Origin of the sequence: Actinoplanes octamycinicus (genome assembly GCF_014205225.1) — a bacterium.
In the GTDB taxonomy this organism is placed as follows: domain Bacteria; phylum Actinomycetota; class Actinomycetes; order Mycobacteriales; family Micromonosporaceae; genus Actinoplanes; species Actinoplanes octamycinicus.
This window is the reverse complement of the sequence record NZ_JACHNB010000001.1, coordinates 8,563,148-8,580,834: the sequence shown is the minus strand read 5'-3', so window position 1 is coordinate 8,580,834 and position 17,687 is coordinate 8,563,148. Positions and strand designations below refer to the sequence as shown.

At 73.6% G+C, this 17,687-nt stretch carries 14 protein-coding genes; 6 read left to right on the top strand and 8 right to left on the bottom strand.

Annotated features, from left to right (window positions below):
* The first annotated feature begins 104 nt into the window (after positions 1–104).
* The 5 genes from BJY16_RS38855 to BJY16_RS38835 all read left to right on the top strand — a co-directional run bounded on the left by BJY16_RS38855 (position 105) and on the right by BJY16_RS38835 (position 5,941).
* Positions 105–1,088: a glycosyltransferase family 2 protein gene (locus tag BJY16_RS38855; protein WP_185044516.1), complete on the top strand. Its 984-nt coding sequence runs from the start codon at positions 105–107 to the stop codon at positions 1,086–1,088.
* A gap of 68 nt (positions 1,089–1,156) precedes the next feature.
* Positions 1,157–2,338 (top strand): glycosyltransferase family 2 protein, encoded by a 1,182-nt coding sequence (locus BJY16_RS38850; protein WP_185044515.1) that lies wholly within the window; start codon positions 1,157–1,159, stop codon positions 2,336–2,338.
* Positions 2,335–2,679 (top strand): hypothetical protein, encoded by a 345-nt coding sequence (locus BJY16_RS38845; protein WP_185044514.1) that lies wholly within the window; start codon positions 2,335–2,337, stop codon positions 2,677–2,679. Before BJY16_RS38850 ends, BJY16_RS38845 begins: the two co-directional genes overlap by 4 nt.
* Positions 2,676–4,511, top strand: a complete 1,836-nt coding sequence (locus BJY16_RS38840; RefSeq protein ID WP_185044513.1) for a hypothetical protein — start codon at positions 2,676–2,678, stop codon at positions 4,509–4,511. The genes BJY16_RS38845 and BJY16_RS38840 overlap by 4 nt, the downstream gene beginning before the upstream one ends.
* Positions 4,508–5,941, top strand: coding sequence for a lipopolysaccharide biosynthesis protein (locus BJY16_RS38835; protein ID WP_185044512.1), 1,434 nt, complete (start codon positions 4,508–4,510; stop codon positions 5,939–5,941). The genes BJY16_RS38840 and BJY16_RS38835 overlap by 4 nt, the downstream gene beginning before the upstream one ends.
* Positions 5,942–5,945: 4 nt before the next feature.
* Here BJY16_RS38835 and BJY16_RS38830 read toward each other — a convergent pair whose 3' ends face one another.
* From BJY16_RS38830 to BJY16_RS38795, 8 genes are all read right to left on the bottom strand, one after another.
* Positions 5,946–7,943 carry a response regulator gene (locus BJY16_RS38830; RefSeq protein WP_185044511.1) on the bottom strand — a complete coding sequence of 666 codons (1,998 nt, stop codon included), beginning with the start codon at positions 7,941–7,943 and terminating at the stop codon, positions 5,946–5,948.
* The gene (cheB, locus tag BJY16_RS38825) at positions 7,940–9,007 is read right to left on the bottom strand and encodes a chemotaxis-specific protein-glutamate methyltransferase CheB (RefSeq protein ID WP_185044510.1); all 1,068 of its coding nucleotides are present in this window, start codon (positions 9,005–9,007) and stop codon (positions 7,940–7,942) included. Before cheB ends, BJY16_RS38830 begins: the two co-directional genes overlap by 4 nt.
* Positions 9,004–11,091, bottom strand: coding sequence for a hybrid sensor histidine kinase/response regulator (locus BJY16_RS38820; protein WP_185044509.1), 2,088 nt, complete (start codon positions 11,089–11,091; stop codon positions 9,004–9,006). The genes cheB and BJY16_RS38820 overlap by 4 nt, the downstream gene beginning before the upstream one ends.
* Position 11,092: 1 nt before the next feature.
* Positions 11,093–12,559 carry a HAMP domain-containing methyl-accepting chemotaxis protein gene (locus BJY16_RS38815; RefSeq protein ID WP_185044508.1) on the bottom strand — a complete coding sequence of 489 codons (1,467 nt, stop codon included), beginning with the start codon at positions 12,557–12,559 and terminating at the stop codon, positions 11,093–11,095.
* A complete protein-coding gene (locus tag BJY16_RS38810) occupies positions 12,556–13,086 on the bottom strand; it encodes a chemotaxis protein CheW (RefSeq protein WP_185044507.1) in 531 nt (176 codons plus the stop codon). The genes BJY16_RS38815 and BJY16_RS38810 overlap by 4 nt, the downstream gene beginning before the upstream one ends.
* Positions 13,083–14,471: a CheR family methyltransferase gene (locus BJY16_RS38805; protein WP_185044506.1), complete on the bottom strand. Its 1,389-nt coding sequence runs from the start codon at positions 14,469–14,471 to the stop codon at positions 13,083–13,085. The genes BJY16_RS38810 and BJY16_RS38805 overlap by 4 nt, the downstream gene beginning before the upstream one ends.
* The gene (locus BJY16_RS38800) at positions 14,468–14,956 is read right to left on the bottom strand and encodes a chemotaxis protein CheW (RefSeq protein ID WP_185044505.1); all 489 of its coding nucleotides are present in this window, start codon (positions 14,954–14,956) and stop codon (positions 14,468–14,470) included. Before BJY16_RS38800 ends, BJY16_RS38805 begins: the two co-directional genes overlap by 4 nt.
* A gap of 138 nt (positions 14,957–15,094) precedes the next feature.
* Positions 15,095–16,438 carry an acyltransferase family protein gene (locus tag BJY16_RS38795; protein ID WP_185044504.1) on the bottom strand — a complete coding sequence of 448 codons (1,344 nt, stop codon included), beginning with the start codon at positions 16,436–16,438 and terminating at the stop codon, positions 15,095–15,097.
* A gap of 301 nt (positions 16,439–16,739) precedes the next feature.
* On the opposite strand from BJY16_RS38795, the gene BJY16_RS38790 reads away from it, so the two are divergent.
* Positions 16,740–17,573, top strand: a complete 834-nt coding sequence (locus tag BJY16_RS38790) for a CAP domain-containing protein (RefSeq protein ID WP_185044503.1) — start codon at positions 16,740–16,742, stop codon at positions 17,571–17,573.
* Positions 17,574–17,687: the final 114 nt, after the last annotated feature.

Here is a 17,687-nt window from a genome sequence, read left to right as displayed (position 1 = left end):
GTTCGGCGAAAACCATTTCCCACCGGATCGGTGCAGCATGTTGCGTGCCGCAGGTATGTCTTCTCGTCCTCGGTTGTTCATCCATTCCTAGGAACGGCGGCCTGATGACCACGGATCACCACGTGTACACCCCGGTCGCGCGGACCTACGGCACGCCGCTGCGCGAGCCGGTCTCGGTGCTCATCTGCGCCTACACGATGCGCCGGTGGGACGACGTGCTGGCCGCGGTCGACTCGGTCCGGCCGCAGCTCGGCGGCCGCGACGAGGTGATCCTGGTGGTCGACCACAACGCGGAGCTGCGGGCCGGGCTGGAGGCCCGGTTCGCCGGCACGCCGTGGCTGCGGATCCTGTCGAACACCGGCAAGCAGGGCCTGTCCGGCGCCCGGAACACCGGCGTCGCCGCGGCCCGGCACGACATCGTGATCTTCCTGGACGACGACGCCACCGCCGAGCCGGGCATGGTGGCCGCGATGGTCCTGGCGATGGAGGAGGAGCGGGTGGTGGCGGTCGGCGGCACCCCGCTGCCGGCCTGGCCGGCCGCGGTCCGGCCGTGGTGGTTCCCGCCGGAGTTCGACTGGGTGGTCGGCTGCGCCTACGTCGGCCTGCCCACCCGGCGCGCCGAGGTCCGCAACGTGATCGGCGCCGTGATGGCGTTCCGGCGCGGGGTGCTGGACCGGGTCGGCCCGTTCTCCACCGAGGTCGGCCGGGTCGGCACCCTGCCGCTGGGCTGCGAGGAGACCGAGCTGTGCATCCGGGTCCGGCAGCAGCTGCCCGGCGCGGTCATCTACCACCTGCCCGACGCCCGGGTGCGGCACCGGGTCACCCCGGACCGGACGACCTGGCGGTACTTCCTGAGCCGGTGCTACAGCGAGGGCGTCTCCAAGGCGATGGTGTCCCGGCTGGTCGGCTCCGGCGACGCGCTGTCCACCGAGCGCCGGTACGTCACCCGGATCCTGCCCCGCGCCGTCGGCCGCAGCCTGCTCGGCGTGGCCCGCGGCCGGCTCGCCGCCGCCGGTCCGGGCGTGGCGGTGCTCTGCGGCCTGGCCGCCACCGGCGCCGGCTACCTGCGCGGCAGCCTGACCCGCTGATCATTCCGCTCACCTCGCGGCGGGTCCCGCCGAACATCCCCGTGCAGCACCAACCACAAGGAGCCTCGATGGTACGGATCGCTCAGCTGGAGCTCACCGAACCCGCACCGGCGCTGCGGGAGAGCGGGCCGGTCCGCCTCCTGGTCCGCGACGCCGGCCGGCCGGTGGCCTTCCTGCCGATCACCGTCCCGGCCGGCGGGCTGACCCCGGACGAGGTGACGGCGCTGGTCCGGCGGGCGGCGCCGCCCGACGCCGCGGCCCTGGCCGGCCCGGCCGGCTCGACCGGCCGGGTGCCGACCGCCACCGTGGTGGTCACCACCTGCGTGGCCAGCGAGTCGCTGGCCCGGACCCTGCGGGGGGTGCGGGCGCAGACCGTGGCGCCGGTGCAGACCGTGGTGGTGGACAACCGGCCGGCCACCTCCGGCGTCGCCGAGTTCCTCGCCGCCGAAGGGTTCACCGAGGTGGTGCTGGTGCGCGAGCCGCAGCCGGGCCTGTCCCGGGCGCGCAACGCGGGTCTGGCCGCGGCCACCGGGGAGATCGTCGCCTACACCGACGACGACGTGGTGCTGGACAGCCGCTGGGTGGAGTCGCTGACCTCGGCGTTCGCCGCGGACGAGCGGATCGCCTGCGTCACCGGGCTGATCCTGCCGCTGGAGCTGGCCACCCCGGCGCAGCTGATCTTCGAGGAGTTCGGCGGGTTCGCCAAGGGCTTCCAGGTGCGCGACTTCGACCTCGGGGAGCACCGGGGGCCGGGGGCGCTCTACCCGTACGCGGCCGGGGTCTTCGGGACCGGGGCGAACAGCTCGTTCCGCGCCGCGGACCTGCGGGCGCTCGGCGGCTTCGACGAGACACTCGGCATGGGCACCCCGGCGCTGGGCGGCGAGGACCTGGACATCCACCTCAGCGTGGTCCGGTCCGGCCGGATGCTGCGCTACGAACCGGCCGCCCTGGTCTGGCACCGCCACCACCCGGACGAGCGGTCGCTGCGCCGGCAGATCCACAGCTACGGCGTCGGCATGGCGGCCATGGTCGCCAAGCGCTGGGCGACCAGCCCGGAGGAGCGCCGCGAGCTGACCGGCCGGCTGGCCGCCGGGCTGCGCCACCTGCTCGCCCCGGGGAGCCCGAAGAACGCCGGCCGGACCCGGTCGTACCCGGTGTCGCTGACCCTGCTCGAACTGGCCGGCGTCGCTCGCGGCCCGTTCGCCTACTGGCAGAGCCGGGCCCGCGGGACCCGGAAGGCCGCCGCGTGAACCGGCGCTTCCACACCGCGGCGGACGTGCTGCTGCTCCTGCTGCTCGCCGCCACCGCGGTGCTGACCCAGGCCGGCAGCTCCGGCCTGCGCACCGCGGTCGCGCTGGTCGCGGTCTGCCTGGTGCCCGGCGGGGCGATCCTCACCCTGCTCCCGATCGGCGACGCCGGCCAGTGGTTCGGCATCGCGATCAGCCTGAGCCTGGGCGTGGTGGCGCTGGGCGCCTTCCCGATGCTCTGGCTGGGCTGGCAGCCCGCGGTGCTCGGCGCGGTGCTCGGCGTGGTCTCGGCCGTGCTGCTCGGGCTCGACCTGCGCCGCCGGTTGACGGCGGTGGTCGCGTGACCACGCTCGCCGACGCCGAACGTACCGTGGTGCTGACCGCGCCCCGGCCGGCCCGCCCGGCCGGGAAACTGCTCGCCTGGCTGCCGCTGCTCGGCCTGCCGGTCGCCTTCGCCGCGATCCGCGGCCTGGACGTGAGCGATCTGGGCGACTACGGGCTGCTGCCGGCCCTGCCCTGGCTCTGGTACGCCGGACTCGCCCTGGTCCTGATCGGCGCGGCCCGCTCGATGGTCGCCCCGGTGTTCCGGGCGCCGCTGGCGGTGGCCTACGTCGCCGCCATCGTGCTGCTGCTCTACGGCACCATGCCGTTCCTCGCCCAGGCCCCCGACTTCCCCTACGTCTACAAGCACATGGGGGTCACCGAGTACATCACCGCGCACGGCTCGGTGGACTGGTCGATCGACATCTACCACCGGTGGCCCGGGTTCTTCGCGTTCGGCGCGTTCCTGTCCTGGATCACCGGGACCGCCACGCCGGAGAGCTACGTCGGCTGGTTCGAGGTGGTCTTCCCGCTGGTGCACGGCGTGCTGGTGGCCGGGATCGGCACCGCGCTCACCGGGCGGCGGCGGATCGGCTGGGCCGCCGCCACCATCTTCGTCACGGCCAACTGGGTCGGCCAGGAGTACTACTCCCCGCAGACCTTCACCTACACGCTGGCGCTGGCGATCTTCTGGATCGCGGTCCGGCACCTCGGCGACAGCCGGCCCACCCCGATCGGCCGGCTGGCCGAGCGCTGGGCCGGCCGGCTGGTCCGCCGGCCGGTCACCGCGGCGTCCCGGATCGACGGCGGGCGGTGGCCGCGGGCCTGGGCCATCACCGTGCTGCTCGTGCTGTTCGCGGTGGTCGTGGTGAGCCACCAGCTGTCCCCGTTCATGATCATCCTGACGGTGACCGCGCTGGTCCTGCTCGGCCGGATCCGGCCCTGGTGGCTGCCGCTGGCGCTGGGCGCGGTCGCGGCCGCCTACCTGGTCTTCCACTTCGGTTACATCCAGGAGCGCTACGGGATCTTCAGCGGGCTCAACCCGTTCAAGAACGCGGCACACCTGGCGACGTACGACGTCAGCCCGGTCCTCGGCAAGCGGATCAACGGCTGGGCGGGCCGGGCGCTGACCGCGTTCCTGCTGCTCGGCTGCGCCGGGCTGGTCTGGGTTGCCCGGCGGATGGACCTGCGCCTGGCGGTCGGCCTGGCGGTCGCGGCCTTCTCGCCGTTCGCCCTGCTGTTCGGGCAGGGTTACGGCGGCGAGGGCATCCTGCGGGTGATCCTGTTCTGGCTGCCGTGGGCCTCGATCGCGGTCGCCCTGCTGGTCGCCCGCGAACCCGTGCCGACCCGCCGGCGGGCGCCGGCCGGCGTCGCCGCCGGCCTGGTGCTGCTGCTGTCCGCCGCGCTGTTCGTCCCGGCCTGGCTGGGTTCGGCGGAGTTGTCGCTGGTGAGCCGGTCCGAGGCGCAGGCGATGGCCTGGTTCTACCGCAACGCCGCCCCGGGCAGCGTGCTGGTCGCCGCCGCGCCGGGCACACCGTTGCGTGGCGCGCCGAACTACTACGAGTTCCGCGGGCCCAAGTCCGACGACGACCCGAACCTGCTGCGCACCGAGGTGATGCGGTACCGCGCGCTGGGCTCGCCGGAGGACGTGGACCAGATCAAATACATCATCAACAACTACTCGGCGAACGGGTACGTCATCTTCGCGCCGATCCTCACCCGGTACGCCCACGTCTTCCAGCTCACCCCGGACGGCGCGCTGGCCGACCTGGAACGGGCGGTCGCGGCGTCCCCGCAGTTCAAGCGGATCTACGCGGACGGCGGCGTCACCATCTACGAACTGGTGACCTCGTGACGGTGACCGACACGGCGCAGACTCGCGGTCACCTCGCGAAGCTGCTGGGTCGGGAATCGCTGTACATGATCCTGTACGCCACCCAGCTGATCTTCGCGGCGCTCTGCACGCCGCTGATCACCCGGGTCCTCGGCGTCGGGCAGTACGGCACGGTCACCGCGGCGATCGCCATCCACCAGGTGATCTTCGTGTTCGCCGGGCTGAGCCTGCAGTCCGCGGTGCAGCGGGAGTACGCCGCCCGCCGCAACCCGCTCGGCGCCCGCCGGCTCACCGCCGCGGCCCTGCTGGTCGCCGTGGCCGTCACGGTGCTGGGCTGGGTCACGGCGGCCTGGTGGAGCGCCCCGCTGGGCCTGTCCGGTGATCTCCGGCCGGTCCGGCTCGGCGTGCTCTGGGCCGGCGCGGCCGCCGCGACCGCGGTGACCCTGGCGTTGCTGCGCAGCCAGGACCGGCTGGCCGCGTTCGTCTCGGTGACCTTCTTCCAGTCGGTGGTGCTCAACGTGGCGAGCCTCGCGGCGATCCACTTCTACCGGCCCTCGGCGGAGGTCTTCCTGGCCTGCGCGGTGGGCGCCCAGGGCGCGGCCGCGCTGACCGGGATCCTGCTGGCCCGCCCGGCCTGGACCGGCTGGTGGCAGCGCGACCTGTTGGACCGGGCGCTGCGGTTCGCGCTGCCGCTGGTGCCGGCCGAGATGAGCACCTTCCTGCTGAACACCTCGGACCGGCTGATCATCGGCGCCCAGCTGAGCGCCGAGGAGGTGGCCCGCTACCAGGTCGCCTACAACGTCGCGTCGATGCCGATGCTGCTGCTGTCGATCCTGAACAGCGCGTGGATGCCCCGGTTCTTCGGGATCGCCGACGAGACCGAGCGGCGGACCGCGGTGGCGGCCGGCCGGGACGCGCTGTACCGGCTGATGGTGCCGGTGCTGGCCGGCTTCGCGTTCGGGGCGCCGCTGGTCGCGCATCTCTGGGCGCCGGCGTCGTACCACACCGAGCAGCTCGGCTTCGTGATGGCGCTGGTGCTGCTCGCGGCCATCCCGTTCACCGCGCAGCTGGCCGTGGTCCAGGCGCTGACCGCCCAGGGCCGGACCGTGCTGACCGCCACCGCCACGATCCTCGCCGCGGTGGTGAACGTGCTGCTCAACCTGCTCTTCGTGCCGGTGTGGGGGCTGGCCGGCGCGGCCGGGGCGACGCTGGTCGCGTACGGATTGCTGTTCCTGGTCCTGCTCGCCTTCGGCCGCGGGTCGGCGATCCCGCCCACACCGGTCCGGATCCGCCTGCAGCTCGCCCTCGGCGTGCTGCTCGCGCTGGGCGTCGCCGGCCTCGCCGAGACCCCGCTGACCCTGGCGATCCGGTGGGCCGGCGGGGCGACCGCGCTGGTCTGGTTCCTGCTGGTGCTGCGCGGCCTGCGCCGGGATACCCGCGCGGTCGCCTGACCGGTCAGCCGGCGCGTCGCGGCTGGCCGCGCCGGTCCGGGCCGCTGTAGCTGCCGTCGTCGGCCGGGGGCAGGGTGAACCAGAAGGTGGCGCCCTGCCCCTCCTCGCCCTCCGCCCGGATCTCCCCGCCGTGCCGCTCCACCGCCCGGTGCACAGTGGTCAGCCCGATCCCGGTGCCCGGGAAGTCCCGGGCGTCGTGCAACCGGGCGAACGGGCGGAACAGCTCGCCCGCCTTGCCGGCCGGGAAGCCCGCGCCGTTGTCCCGTACGAAGAAACGCCCGTCCTGACAGCCCACCGTGATCACCGGGTCCTCGATCTTGCGGGTGAACTTGACCGCGTTGTTGACCAGGTTCTCCAGGATCACCCGGACCAGGCCCTCGTCGGCGTCCGCGGTCATCCCCTCCTGCACCTCGAAGTCGACCTTGTGCTCCGGGTCGCGGGCGGCCACCTCGGCGCACACCTGCCGGGCCGTCGCGGTCAGGTCGAAGGTGGTCCGGCGCAGCTCGCCGCGGCTGGCCCGGGCCAGGATCAGCAGCGACTCGACCAGGTCGGCCATCCGCAGCGCGGCCGCGTGGATCCGGGTCAGCCGGTGCCGGGTCTGCTCGCCGAGCTCCTCGTCGTCGGCCTCCTCCAGCATGTGCTCGGCGAAACTGGAGATCACCTGGAGCGGGCCGCGCAGGTCGTGCGAGACCGAGCCGGAGAACGCCTCCAGCTCCCGGTTGCGCCACTCCAGTTCCTCGACCATCGCGGCCCGGGTCTCGGCCAGCTGGCGGGCCGCGCGCTCCTCGGCGGCGTCCAGCTCGCGGCGCATCAGCTCCTCGCGGATCCGGCGGGACTCGTCGTGCGACTGCTTGCGGCGGATCTGGGCGCGCACGTGCACCCGCAGCCCCTCCGCGCCGTCGGCCAGCCGCACGTAGTCGTCGGCCCCGGCGGCCAGGCAGTCCAGCATCGCCTCCTCCCGGCCGGCCATGATCAGCGGCAGCTCGCCGACCTGCGGCACCTCCCGGATCCGCTGGCACGCCTCGCGGGCCCGCGGCAGGTCACCGTCGAGACCGAGCACGATGCAGTCGGCATGCTGCTCGCCGAGCAGGGCCAGCGCGTCGTCGACGGTGCAGCATTGGACGATGTCGTAGCCGTCGGCGCGCAGCGTCTCGGCCCACACCTCCAGCTCGGCCCGGTCCGGGCTGACGGTGAGCACCTTGCCCGGACCGTGCAGGCTGCCGATCGCCTCGATCGGCAGCTGCTCGGCGGCCTGCCGCAGCACCGCGGCCAGTTTCGCCAGCACCACCGCCAGGTCCTGCTGCTTGCGGACGAACGCGTCGGCGCCGGCCTCCAGCATCTGCATCTCGGTGGCGTAGTCGTCGGCGGCGGTCATCAGCAGGCAGGGCGTGTCGCGCAGCGCCGGGTCGAGCCGGATCCGGCGGATCACCGTGGCGCCGTCGATGCCCGGCATCACGCCGTCGACGATCACCGCGTTCGGCCGGCGGTCGGCGGCCATCCGCAGCCCCTCCTCGCCGCTGGCCGCGGTGAGCACCGCGTACCCCTCCGGTTCGAGCAGGTCCCGCAGCCGCTCGCGGAACGTGGTGCTGTCGTCGATGACCAGGATGGTGGGTCCGCCGCCGGCGCTGTCCGGGGTGTCGCCGAGCAGCTGCCGGGTGCGGGCCACCACGTAACCGGCGTCGTAGGGCTTGCCGACGTACTCGTCGGCGCCGATCCGCAACCCGGCCAGCCGGTCGGTGACCTCGCTCTCCACCGAGAGCAGCATGGTCACCACGTCGGCGTGCGCCGCCGAGCCGCGCAACTCGGTGAGCAGCTCCAGGCCGTCCGCGTCGGGCAGCAGCACGTCCAGGATCGCGGCGTCGAACTCGGCGCTGGCGAACGCGTCCCGGGCCTCCGCGCCGGTCGCGCACAGGATGGTGCGGAACCCGTCGTCGGAGAACGCGTCGTGCAGGTCCATCCGCACGGTCAGGCTGTCGTCGACGATCAGCACGGTCGGGCTCATCGGCGGATCACCGCCGGGTGCAGCTCGGCCAGCCGCGCCGAGATCCGGGACGGGGACAGGATGAAGGTGGCCGCGCCGAGCAGCGCCGCCTCCCGCGGCATGCCGTAGACCGTGCAGGTCTGCTCGTCCTGGGCGAAGGTGACCGCGCCGCGCTGCCGCATCTGCAGCAGCCCGGCCGCGCCGTCCCGGCCCATGCCGGTGAGCAGGCAGCCGGCCGCCAGGTTGCCGAACTCGGTGGCCACCGACTCGAACAGCACGTCGACCGAGGGCCGGCAGGAGTGCCGGGGCGGCCCGCTGGACAGCCGCAGCGTGTGGTCGCGCAGGTAGAGGTGCCGGTCCGGCGGCGCGAGCAGCACCTGACCGGCCAGGCCGCTCACCTTGAGGCCGTCGGTCGCGTAGCGCACGTTGCGCCCGGTCTGCCCGGCCAGCCAGTCGGAGAACGCCACCGCGAACTGCTCGCTGGCCGCGATGTGCTGGACCACCAGCACCGGGGTGCGGAAGGTCGGCGGCAGGTCACGGAGCAGCTCGGTGAGCGCGCCCGGCCCGCCGGTCGACGCGCCGACCGCGACCAGCGCCATCGGGTTCGTGGCGGGCAGCGACGCGGCCGGGGCCGCGGGAGGCGGCGGCGCGGACCGGACCCGCCCGTGCAGCCGGGCCCGCGGGTGGGTGATCACCCGGATCCGGGAGACCATTCTCACGGTACGACGTAAGCGCGGTGACCAGTCCACGTCGGAGTCGTCGCCGCGCGGCTTCTCCATCACGTCCACCGCGCCGGCCGCCAGCGCGTTGTACGTGCTGAACAACTCCTGCCGGTCGGCCGACGAGACCACCAGGATCGGTGTCGGATGCTCGGCCATGATGTGCTCGGTCGCCTGCAGCCCGCTGATCCCGGGCAGCATCATGTCCATGGTGATCACGTCGGGGCGCAGCCGGGCGGTCATCTCGACCGCCTGCTCGCCGGTCACCGCCTCGCCCACCACCTGCAGCTCCGGGTCCTCGGCGAGGGCCTCGCGCAGGTGGTGACGCATCGTGATGGAGTCCTCGACCACCAGCACCCGGATCATGCGCGCACCACCAGCCGGCGGATGTGGGCCAGCAACTCCTCCTGGTCGAACTCGCCCTTCACCACGTACGCGCTGGCGCCGGCCCGCATCCCGCGCTCCCGGTCGGCGGCGCTGGCCCGGGAGCTGACCAGGATCGCCGGGACGCCGGCCAGGTCCGGGTCGGCGCGGGTGCGCTCGACGAAGGTGAAGCCGTCGATGCCGGGCATGTCGATGTCGGTGAGGAACAGGCCGTACCGCCGGGTCCTGGCCTGGTCGAGGGCCTCCTCGGCGGAGGCGGCCAGGTCGACCTCGTACCCCGCCGACTCCAGGATGCTGCGCTCCAGCATCCGGGTGGTCAGCGAGTCGTCGACGACCAGGATGGGCAGCGGGGGAGCGGCGGTGGCGACCGCCGGGCGGCCACCGGCGCTCTCCGCGCGCAGGATCTCCCGGGCCAGTCCGGACGGGTCGAGGACCAGCCGCGGATTGCCGTCGCCGTCGACCGAGACGCTGCCGATCACCGGGGTGGACGGGGCCAGCTCCGGCAGTGGCCGGGCGACCAGCGCGTGCGTGCCGCAGAGCCGGTCCACGCCGACCGCGACCAGGCCGTCGCCGGTGTCCACCAGCACCGCGGCGCCCGGCCCGGCGGTGTCCGGCACCGGCTGGCCGGTGTAGAGCGACTCGGCCAGCGGCCGGAACGGCGCGGCGGTGTCCTGGTAGACCAGCTTGCCGGTGGCCGCCGCGGTGGCCGCCTCGGTGGCGCTGAGCCGCACGCACGCGCGGACCGCGTCCAGCGGCAGCGAGGCCACCGTGCCGCCGGTCTCGACCAGCAGCCCGGTCATGCTGAGCAGGGCCAGCGGCACGATCAGCTCGACCACCGAGCCGGTGCCCGGGGTGCTGCGGATCTTCACCTCGCCGCGCAGCTGGGTGGCGACGTCGCGCAGCACGTCCATCCCGATCGCCCGGCCGGACACCTCGGTGACCGCGGCCGAGGTGCTCAGCCCGCCGTGCAGCACCAGGTCGAGGACCTCCGCCTCGCCGCTCGCCGGCAACCCCCGGGCGTGCGCCTTCTGCCGCAGCGCGACCATGTCGAAGCCGCGCCCGTCGTCGACGCAGCAGAAGGTGGCGTACCGGCCCTTGCGCTCCACCTCGAAGGTGACCGTCCCCTCGGCCGGTTTGCCGGCCGCCAGCCGCTCGGCGGCCGGTTCCACGCCGTGCACCACCGCGTTGCGGACCACGTGCAGGAACGCCGCGCTGGCCGGGCCGAGCAGGTGCGAGCCCATCCGGACGTCGGCGCCGTGCGCCACGAACCGGACCTGCTTGCCCTCGCTGTCCGCGGCGTCCCGGACCGCCCGGCGCAGCGCGGTGAAGATGCTGCCGGCCGGCACCAGCCGCAGGCTCTCCGCCTTGGCCCGGACGTCGTCCAGCTCCCGTTCGATCTGGTCCAGCGCGTCGCTCAGCCGGCGTCCGGTGGTGCCCAGCTCACCGGCGAGCCGGCGGGCCGAGGCGTGCGTGACCGCGGCCGCGGTCCGGCCGCCGCGCAGCTGGTCGGCGAGCGTCTCGGCGGTGTGGTGCAGCCGCTCGACCATGTGGCTGCCGGCCCGCAGCGGCGCCATCCGGGCGGTCGTCTCGGTGATCGCGTCCAGCAGCTCGTCCAGGTCGGCGGTGGCCGACCGGGGCGCCGGCGGCTCGACCCCGATCGGCTCCGGCGGCGTCTCGGGCAGCGCCTCCGGCGGCGTCTCGGGCAGCGCCTCCAGGACCGGGGCGGGCAGCGGAGCCGGGGCCGGCGCGGGCTGGGTCAGCGCCGCCACCTGCGCGCTGATCTCGTCGTTCAGCCGCAGCAGCTCGCGCATCTGCTCGCCGGCCAGGCCGGCGGGGTCGTCCCGGTACGGGACCAGGATCTCCTCGAACTCGTGGGTCCGGTCGGCGATCTCCTTCTGCTTCACCACCCGGGCCGCGCCCTTGAGCGTGTGCGCCACCCGCAGCAGCCGCGCCACCGGCTCCGGGCCGGGCCGCTGGTCCAGGTCGAGTACGCCGGAGCTGATCTGCTCGACCAGCTCCTGCGCCTCGATCCGGAAGTAGCGCAGCGGGTCCCGGTTCTCCGGCATCTCAGTGGCCCCGGGTCCCGACCATTTCCAGCAGGTCGCTGGAGAGCGTGCTCAGGTGCGCCGCGGTCTGCTTGGTCTGCACCGCGCTGGCCTCGGTTTCCCGGGACACCCGGGCGGTGTCCGAGGCGGCCACGTTGACCTGCTCGACCGCGGTGGTCTGCTGCTTGGTGGAGAGCTCGATCTCCCGGGTGGCGTCGTTCGTGGTGGCCACCAGCTGGGCGATCTCCCGGAACGCGCTGGTCGCGTCGTCGAACTGCCGGGATCCGGCGTCCACCGCCTTCGCGCCGATCTCGGTGGCCATCACCGTGGTGTTCACCGCGCCCCGGACGTCGTCGATCAGCGCCCGGATCTCCTTGGCCGACGCCGCGGTCCGGTCGGCCAGCTTGCGGATCTCCTCGGCCACCACGGCGAACCGGCGGCCCCACTCGCCGGCCCCGCTCGCCTCGATGGTGGCGTTGATGGCCAGGATGTTGGTCTGCTCGGCCAGCTCCGAGACCAGGTCCACCACCCCGCCGATCTGCTGCGACTTCTCGCCCAGCGCCAGCATGTGCTGGACGATCTGGTCGACCTGGGTGCGGATCGCGGCGATCGACGCCCGGGTCTGGCCGATGGTGGCGTCGCCGTTGCGGGCCGCCGACTCGGTCTCCTCGGCGATCTTGGAGACCCGCTGGGCGCTGTCCGCGATCTGCCGCGAGGTGATCAGCAGCTCGTTGATCGTGGTGGTGATCTCGCTCATCGCGCTGGCCTGGTCGCGGCCGCCGTTCACCTGCTGCGCGGCCGCCGCCTCCAGCTGGGCCGACGAGCTCTGGATGTGCCCGACCGCGGCGCCCACCTCGCGGCGCAGGTCCCGGCTCAGCCGCCAGGCCACCAGCACCGCGCTGCCGGTGGTGAGGATGCCGAGCACCACGATCATCGCGATCGCGATCGAGGCCTGCCGCGACGAGTGCTTGCGGTCGTTGTCCACCGCGGCCCGGACCCGGACGATCAGGTCGGCCATCGCCGCCTGCACCTCGTCGCGCAGCGGCACCACCTGGTCGCTATTCTGCTTGGCGGCGGCCACCGGGTCGTTCGTCTTCGCCCGCTGCGCCATCACGATGTCGATCGCCGCGGCGTGCTTCTCCTCGGACTCCGCGATGCGGGTCAGCGTCGCCTTGATCGAGCCGTCCGCGCCGTTCTGCAGGTCGTTCAGCTGGGTCCGGAACTCGGCGCGGTCCTTCGCGGTGTTCTCGGCGAACTCCGGCGTGGCGTAGAGCAGGTAGCCCCGGTAGTCGCCGAGCCGCTTCTCCATCAGCCGGTTGAGGTTCTGCGCCCCGGCCAGCTCGTTGGTGGCCGCGGTCACCACCCGGTCCTTGGCGTGCACCACGAACAGCAGGCACAGGGCGGCGACCACCACCGAGAGCAGGGTCAGGGCGCTGGTGATGCCGACGCCGATGCCGAGTTTCCGGCCGATGGTGGGTCCAGCCGTCACGAGGTCACCTCCGGGTGGTCATGCCCGGCCATCCGATGGGCCAGGGCTCGGGTGGCCGGCACGTCGACGAGCGGCCGGTCGCCGTCCGGCAGCCGGACCATGCCGCGCAGGCAGCCCCGGGACGACGTCCCGGAACCGTCCACGACGTCGGCGGCCGGCACCCGGACGTGGTGGTCGAGCTGGTGGAACGCCAGCGCTAGCGGTGGCGTGCCGGCGGCCAGCACCAGCCAGCGCGGCTCCTCGGCGATGGCGTGCCCGAGCAGCGCGGCCAGGTCGTAGACCGGGACCACGACCCCGGCGAAACCGGCCAGCCCGCGCAGTGCCGGGACGGTGGTGGGCAGCGGGACGACCGGGCGGTCCGGGTAGAGCCCGGAGGTCTGGGACAGGCGCAGCACGTACGCCCGCCCACCCGCCCCGATCGCCAGCAGCTCCACCCCGTCGTCGTCCATGGTCCGGGCCGGCACCGAGAACGAGTGGTCGAAGTCGGCGCGCAGCCGCTCGACCCGGGACAGCATCCGATCGGTCATCGCGAGGTCCCGCTGCGTGCCGTCGCCGCGTCCAGCTCGGTGCGGCACAGCGTGCTGAGCGTCAGCCGCCCGAATCCGCCGCCGAACAGCGTGATCCGCTCCTCGCTCTCCCGGGGCAGCAGCTCCAGCGCCGCGCCCAGCTCGGCGGTGGCGTCCCGGCCGTCGCCGCGCCGCCGGGCCAGCAGCCCCAGCCGCAGCCGGGGCATGGCGAAACCGGGATCCAGGTACGCGGCCAGCCGGTACTGCCCGGCCGCCCGGTCCGGCTCGTCCACCTCCTGGCAGACGCCGAGCAGGTGGTGCGCGTCGGCGTCCGGCACCCCGGCGTCGATCAGCGCCCGGGCGGTCGCCTCGGCCTCGGCCAGCCGGCCCCGCTGGGCCAGCAGCACGCCGTGCACCAGCAGGTCGCGCGGCCGGCGCTGGGGCAGCACGGTGGCGATCAGGTCGAGCGCCTCGGTGAACTTCTCGTCGCGCAGCAGTTCCAGGGCCCGCGGGTGGACGTCGGCCGGCGGCCGGGGCGGGACCGCCCGGGGTCGCGGCCGGCTCTCCCGCTCCGGCGCCGGGGCCGGGACGACCCGGCGGTAGTAGACCGTGTCGCCGAAGGTCTCCACGGTGAAGCCGTCCGGGTCGCTGCCCAGCGAGTCGGTGTGCCCGAGGAAGAGCGCGCCGCCCGGGGCCAGCGCCGCGGTGATCCGGCGGAGCAGCCGGGCCACGGTGGCCGGGGTCAGGTACATCAGCAGGTTGCGGCAGAAGATCACGTCGTACCGGCCGGGCTGCCAGATCCGCGGATCGTCCGGGTCGGCCACGTTGTGCTCGGCGAACCGTACCGTCGCGGCCACCTCGGGCAGCACCCGGAAACCGTCGTCGACCGGCCGGAACCAGCGCCGTCGCATGTCCGCCGGCGTCTCCCGGAGCGACCAGTCGGAGTACACCGCCTGCCCGGCCCGGCGCAGCATCTCCGGGTTCGCGTCGATGCCCAGCACCGAGACGATCCAGTCCGGCGCCGGCCGGGCCCGGTGCGCCGCGATCGCCAGCGAGTACGCCTCCTCGCCGGACGAGCAGCCGACCGACAGCAGACGCAGCGCGCGCTGCCCGGCCCGGGCGGCGACCCGCTCCGGGAGCACCCGCTCGGCCAGCGCGCGGAACTGGTCGCCGTGCCGGAAGAAGTAGGTCTCGGTGATGCTGAGCCGCTCGGCCAGCACCGTGGTCTCCTCCGGCCAGTCCCGCACGGACAGCCGGTTCAGGTACTCGTTCTCGGACATCCGCCGGGCCTTGGCGCGCTCGGCCAGCACCGGCAGCACCGGCACCGCCTCGGTGTCCGCGGTGACCCAGCCCAGCCGTTGCTCGAGAATGCCGCGGAACCGGACCAGCGGCGGATCGTCCCTCACGGCGCCCCTCCGTCCCGGGCCGCCAGCTCCCACACCTCGTCCGGCACGGTCCGGATGCTGTGCAGCACCAGCAGCGGCTCGGTGCCGACCGTCCCGACGGCCGCCACCAGCGACCGGGACGCGCCGGTGAACAGAGTGTTCGGGCCCTCCGGCGGGGTCGCCTCGACGACTCGCACGCCGAGCACCGGCCCGGTCGCGCAGGCCACCGGCCCGCGCCCGGCCCGGACCGCCACGTACCGATCGATCTCGGACGTGGTGCCGGTCAGCAGCCGGGTCACGTCGATCACCGGGGCCGGCTCGCCGCGCAGGATGGTCAGGCCGCGCACGTACGGCGGGGTGCCGGCCAGCGGCCGGGTCGGCAGCGGCCGCATGGTCTCGATGACCTCGCCGAGCGGCAGCGCGCAGTAGAGCGGCCCGGCGCGGAAGACCAGCGCGACCACCCCGGCGTCGACCGCCGGAGCCAGCGCTTGTCTTTGCTGCCCCACGGCCTCAGGCTACCGAGGAGAAGATCCGCTTTCGCGAGCTTCGCTCGCTTTGACCAGAGGATCTGCTTCCGTACGACCGGTGGGGCCGGCCCCGGTGGGCAGCCGCCCACCGCGCGCACCGGAGCCGGCGTCTCGGGGTCACTCCTCGGGCGCCCACCAGGTGGGGATCAGGTTGTTCTCGTCGCGCTTCTTCTCCCGGCGGGCCCGCTGCCGCACCCGCCGCCCGCCCTTCTCGGCCGGCGCCTCGGCGCTGTGCCGGTTCACCCCGGCCGGTGGCCGCCCGGCGAACGGCTGCCCGTCCCGCCCCGCGTCACTCCACCCGGCCCGCGGCATGCCGTCCCGGCCGACCTGCGGCCAGCCGGCCGGCACCGGCCCGACCGGTTCGGCGGATGCGGGCGCGGCCGGAGCGGGCGCCGCCTCGGCCCGGGCCGGCGGCGGCGTGGTGTCCGGCCAGAGCCGCGGCCGGCGCTGCGCGGCCAGGTCCTCGACCCACCCGAAGAGCACCACCGCGAGCCCGGTCAGCAGCAGCGTCATCCCGAAGGTGACCGGCTTCTCCAGATGGCCCAGCTCGTCGAGGGTGAGGAAGGTGAGCACCGGCCAGATCGCCGCGATGGCCAGGTTGTGCCACAGGTAGACGGTGACCGCCCGGGCGTTGAGCAGGGTCACCGCCCGGTCCAGCGGGCGGATCCGGGACAGCCACGCCATGCCCGGCTGCCAGCGCAGCGCGAGCAGCACGAAGGCCAGCGAGTAGAGCGACTGCGACTCGGAGACGTCGTTCAGGTCCCAGGCGTCCTCGCCCTGGTGGCCGCTCTGGTAGTAGAGCGCCGCGCCGCCCATCGCCACGGCCAGTGTCAGCACGGTGGCCGGGCGGAGCTTGGCCAGCCGCCCGTCCCGGTGCGCGAAACCCATGATCCAGCAGGCCGCGTAGGTGACGAAGTCCCACATCACCACGTCGGCGGTCTCCGGCAGCCCGAAGCCGGTCTTGTCGAGCAGCACGATCGCGGCGATCGGGGTGAGCACCAGCAGCCAGCAGGCCGGGCCGAGCCGCTTCCAGACGAACCAGAGGATCGGGGAGAGCAGGATGAACCAGACGTACGCCCGGATGTACCAGAGCGGCTCCCACGAGTCGATGCCCAGCTCGCTGCCCGGCGGGTCACCGAGCGGCAGGATCCAGAAGGCGAGCTTCCACGGGGTGAAGGGGTGTTCGCCGTCCTCCTCCTGCGCCCAGCCCAGGGCGATCATCACCGGGACGGCGATGAGGCCGAGCAGCCACAGCGGCGGGAGCAGCCGGCGCAGCCGGGACGTGACGACCCGGTTCGCCGGGCGCCTCTCCAGCGACGCCGCGGTCAGCGATCCGGCCAGCGCGAACATGACGCCCATGGCGGGCATCACGATGGACAGCCAGGACCATCCGAAGAGGTGGTAGGCGATCACCCGGACGATGGCCGCGGCACGGAGCAGGTCCAGGTATCGGTTACGCACCGAGGAACCGTAGCCACGGTCAATGCGATTCCGGGACAGCCGGGTGGACGGCAAGAACGCCTTAGCGGATTACCCCGATAGCGGGAAGTGTGCCGGAATCCAGTGCGATTGTGCGACGCGTGTGCTCCGCCTATGTGGACCTTTGCGCAGCTCACGCCGTACGGATAAATGGTTGTCGAAACAACCGCGACCGGGAGCGGACTCGGCGGCGAAGTGACCGCCTCGCGTCTGTGACGTTGGTCAACTCCGGGAGCGCCCCGGGAAAGGTGGGGTGCGCTGAGGAATGGGATCGATTTCTGTTATGCGTAAGCCTCTGGTTGTGCTCGGCGTGGCCGCCGCGGCTCTGGTCGCCGGTGGAGTGGTCACGACACGCGCGTTGGCGCAGGAGCCGCCGGATGACGAATTCGTCGGCTTCAATGTCTTCGGGGATCCGTTGTTCGACGAGGGTGCCGAAGACGATCTGGACTATGTCGAGGAGGAGCCCGATCCGGTCGTCGAGCCCCCGGATGTGACGCCGGGCACCGACCGGCCCGATCCGGTGCGAACGGCGTCGAAGGCGGCCGACCGCGAGCCGGTCCGCAAGCCGGAGGAGCCGAAGGGGGAGCCGAAGGCGGCGCCCGCCCGGCTCAAGGCCGCGGTCCAGCGCAAGAACGTCGACCTCGCCCCGGCCGCGGCCGCCGCGGTGGCCGACCCGATCGCCGCCTCGCGCACCGCGGTCACCGCGAACAGCATCTCGTCCAGCCCGGCCGCGCCGGTCCAGCAGCAGATCCTCGCCCTGGTCAACCGCTACCGGGAACGCGCCGGCTGCCGGCCGGTCACGATCGACCGGCGGCTGATCGACGCGGCCAACCGGCACGCCGCCGACATGGCCCGCCGTGACTACTTCGAGCACGCCTCCCCGGACGGCGACCGGGCCGGCGACCGGGTCAGCGAGGCCGGCTACTCCTGGCGCTGGTACGGCGAGAACATCGCCCGCGGCCAGGACAGCCCGTGGGAGGCGATGGACGGCTGGATGAACAGCCCGGAGCACCGGGAGAACATCCTCGACTGCAAGCTCGACCAGATGGGCGTGGGCCTGGCGCTGGATCGCGACCACACGCCGTACTGGGTGCAGGATTTCGCCACCCCTAAGTAACCGGCCGATCACTGCTCTCCAGGACCGGGATGCCGATCGGCATCCCGGTTTTGTGTCACCGTCCCTTCCCCTGATCGTCTCGGTGGGGCGGCTGTGCTTCGATGTGCGGACGAC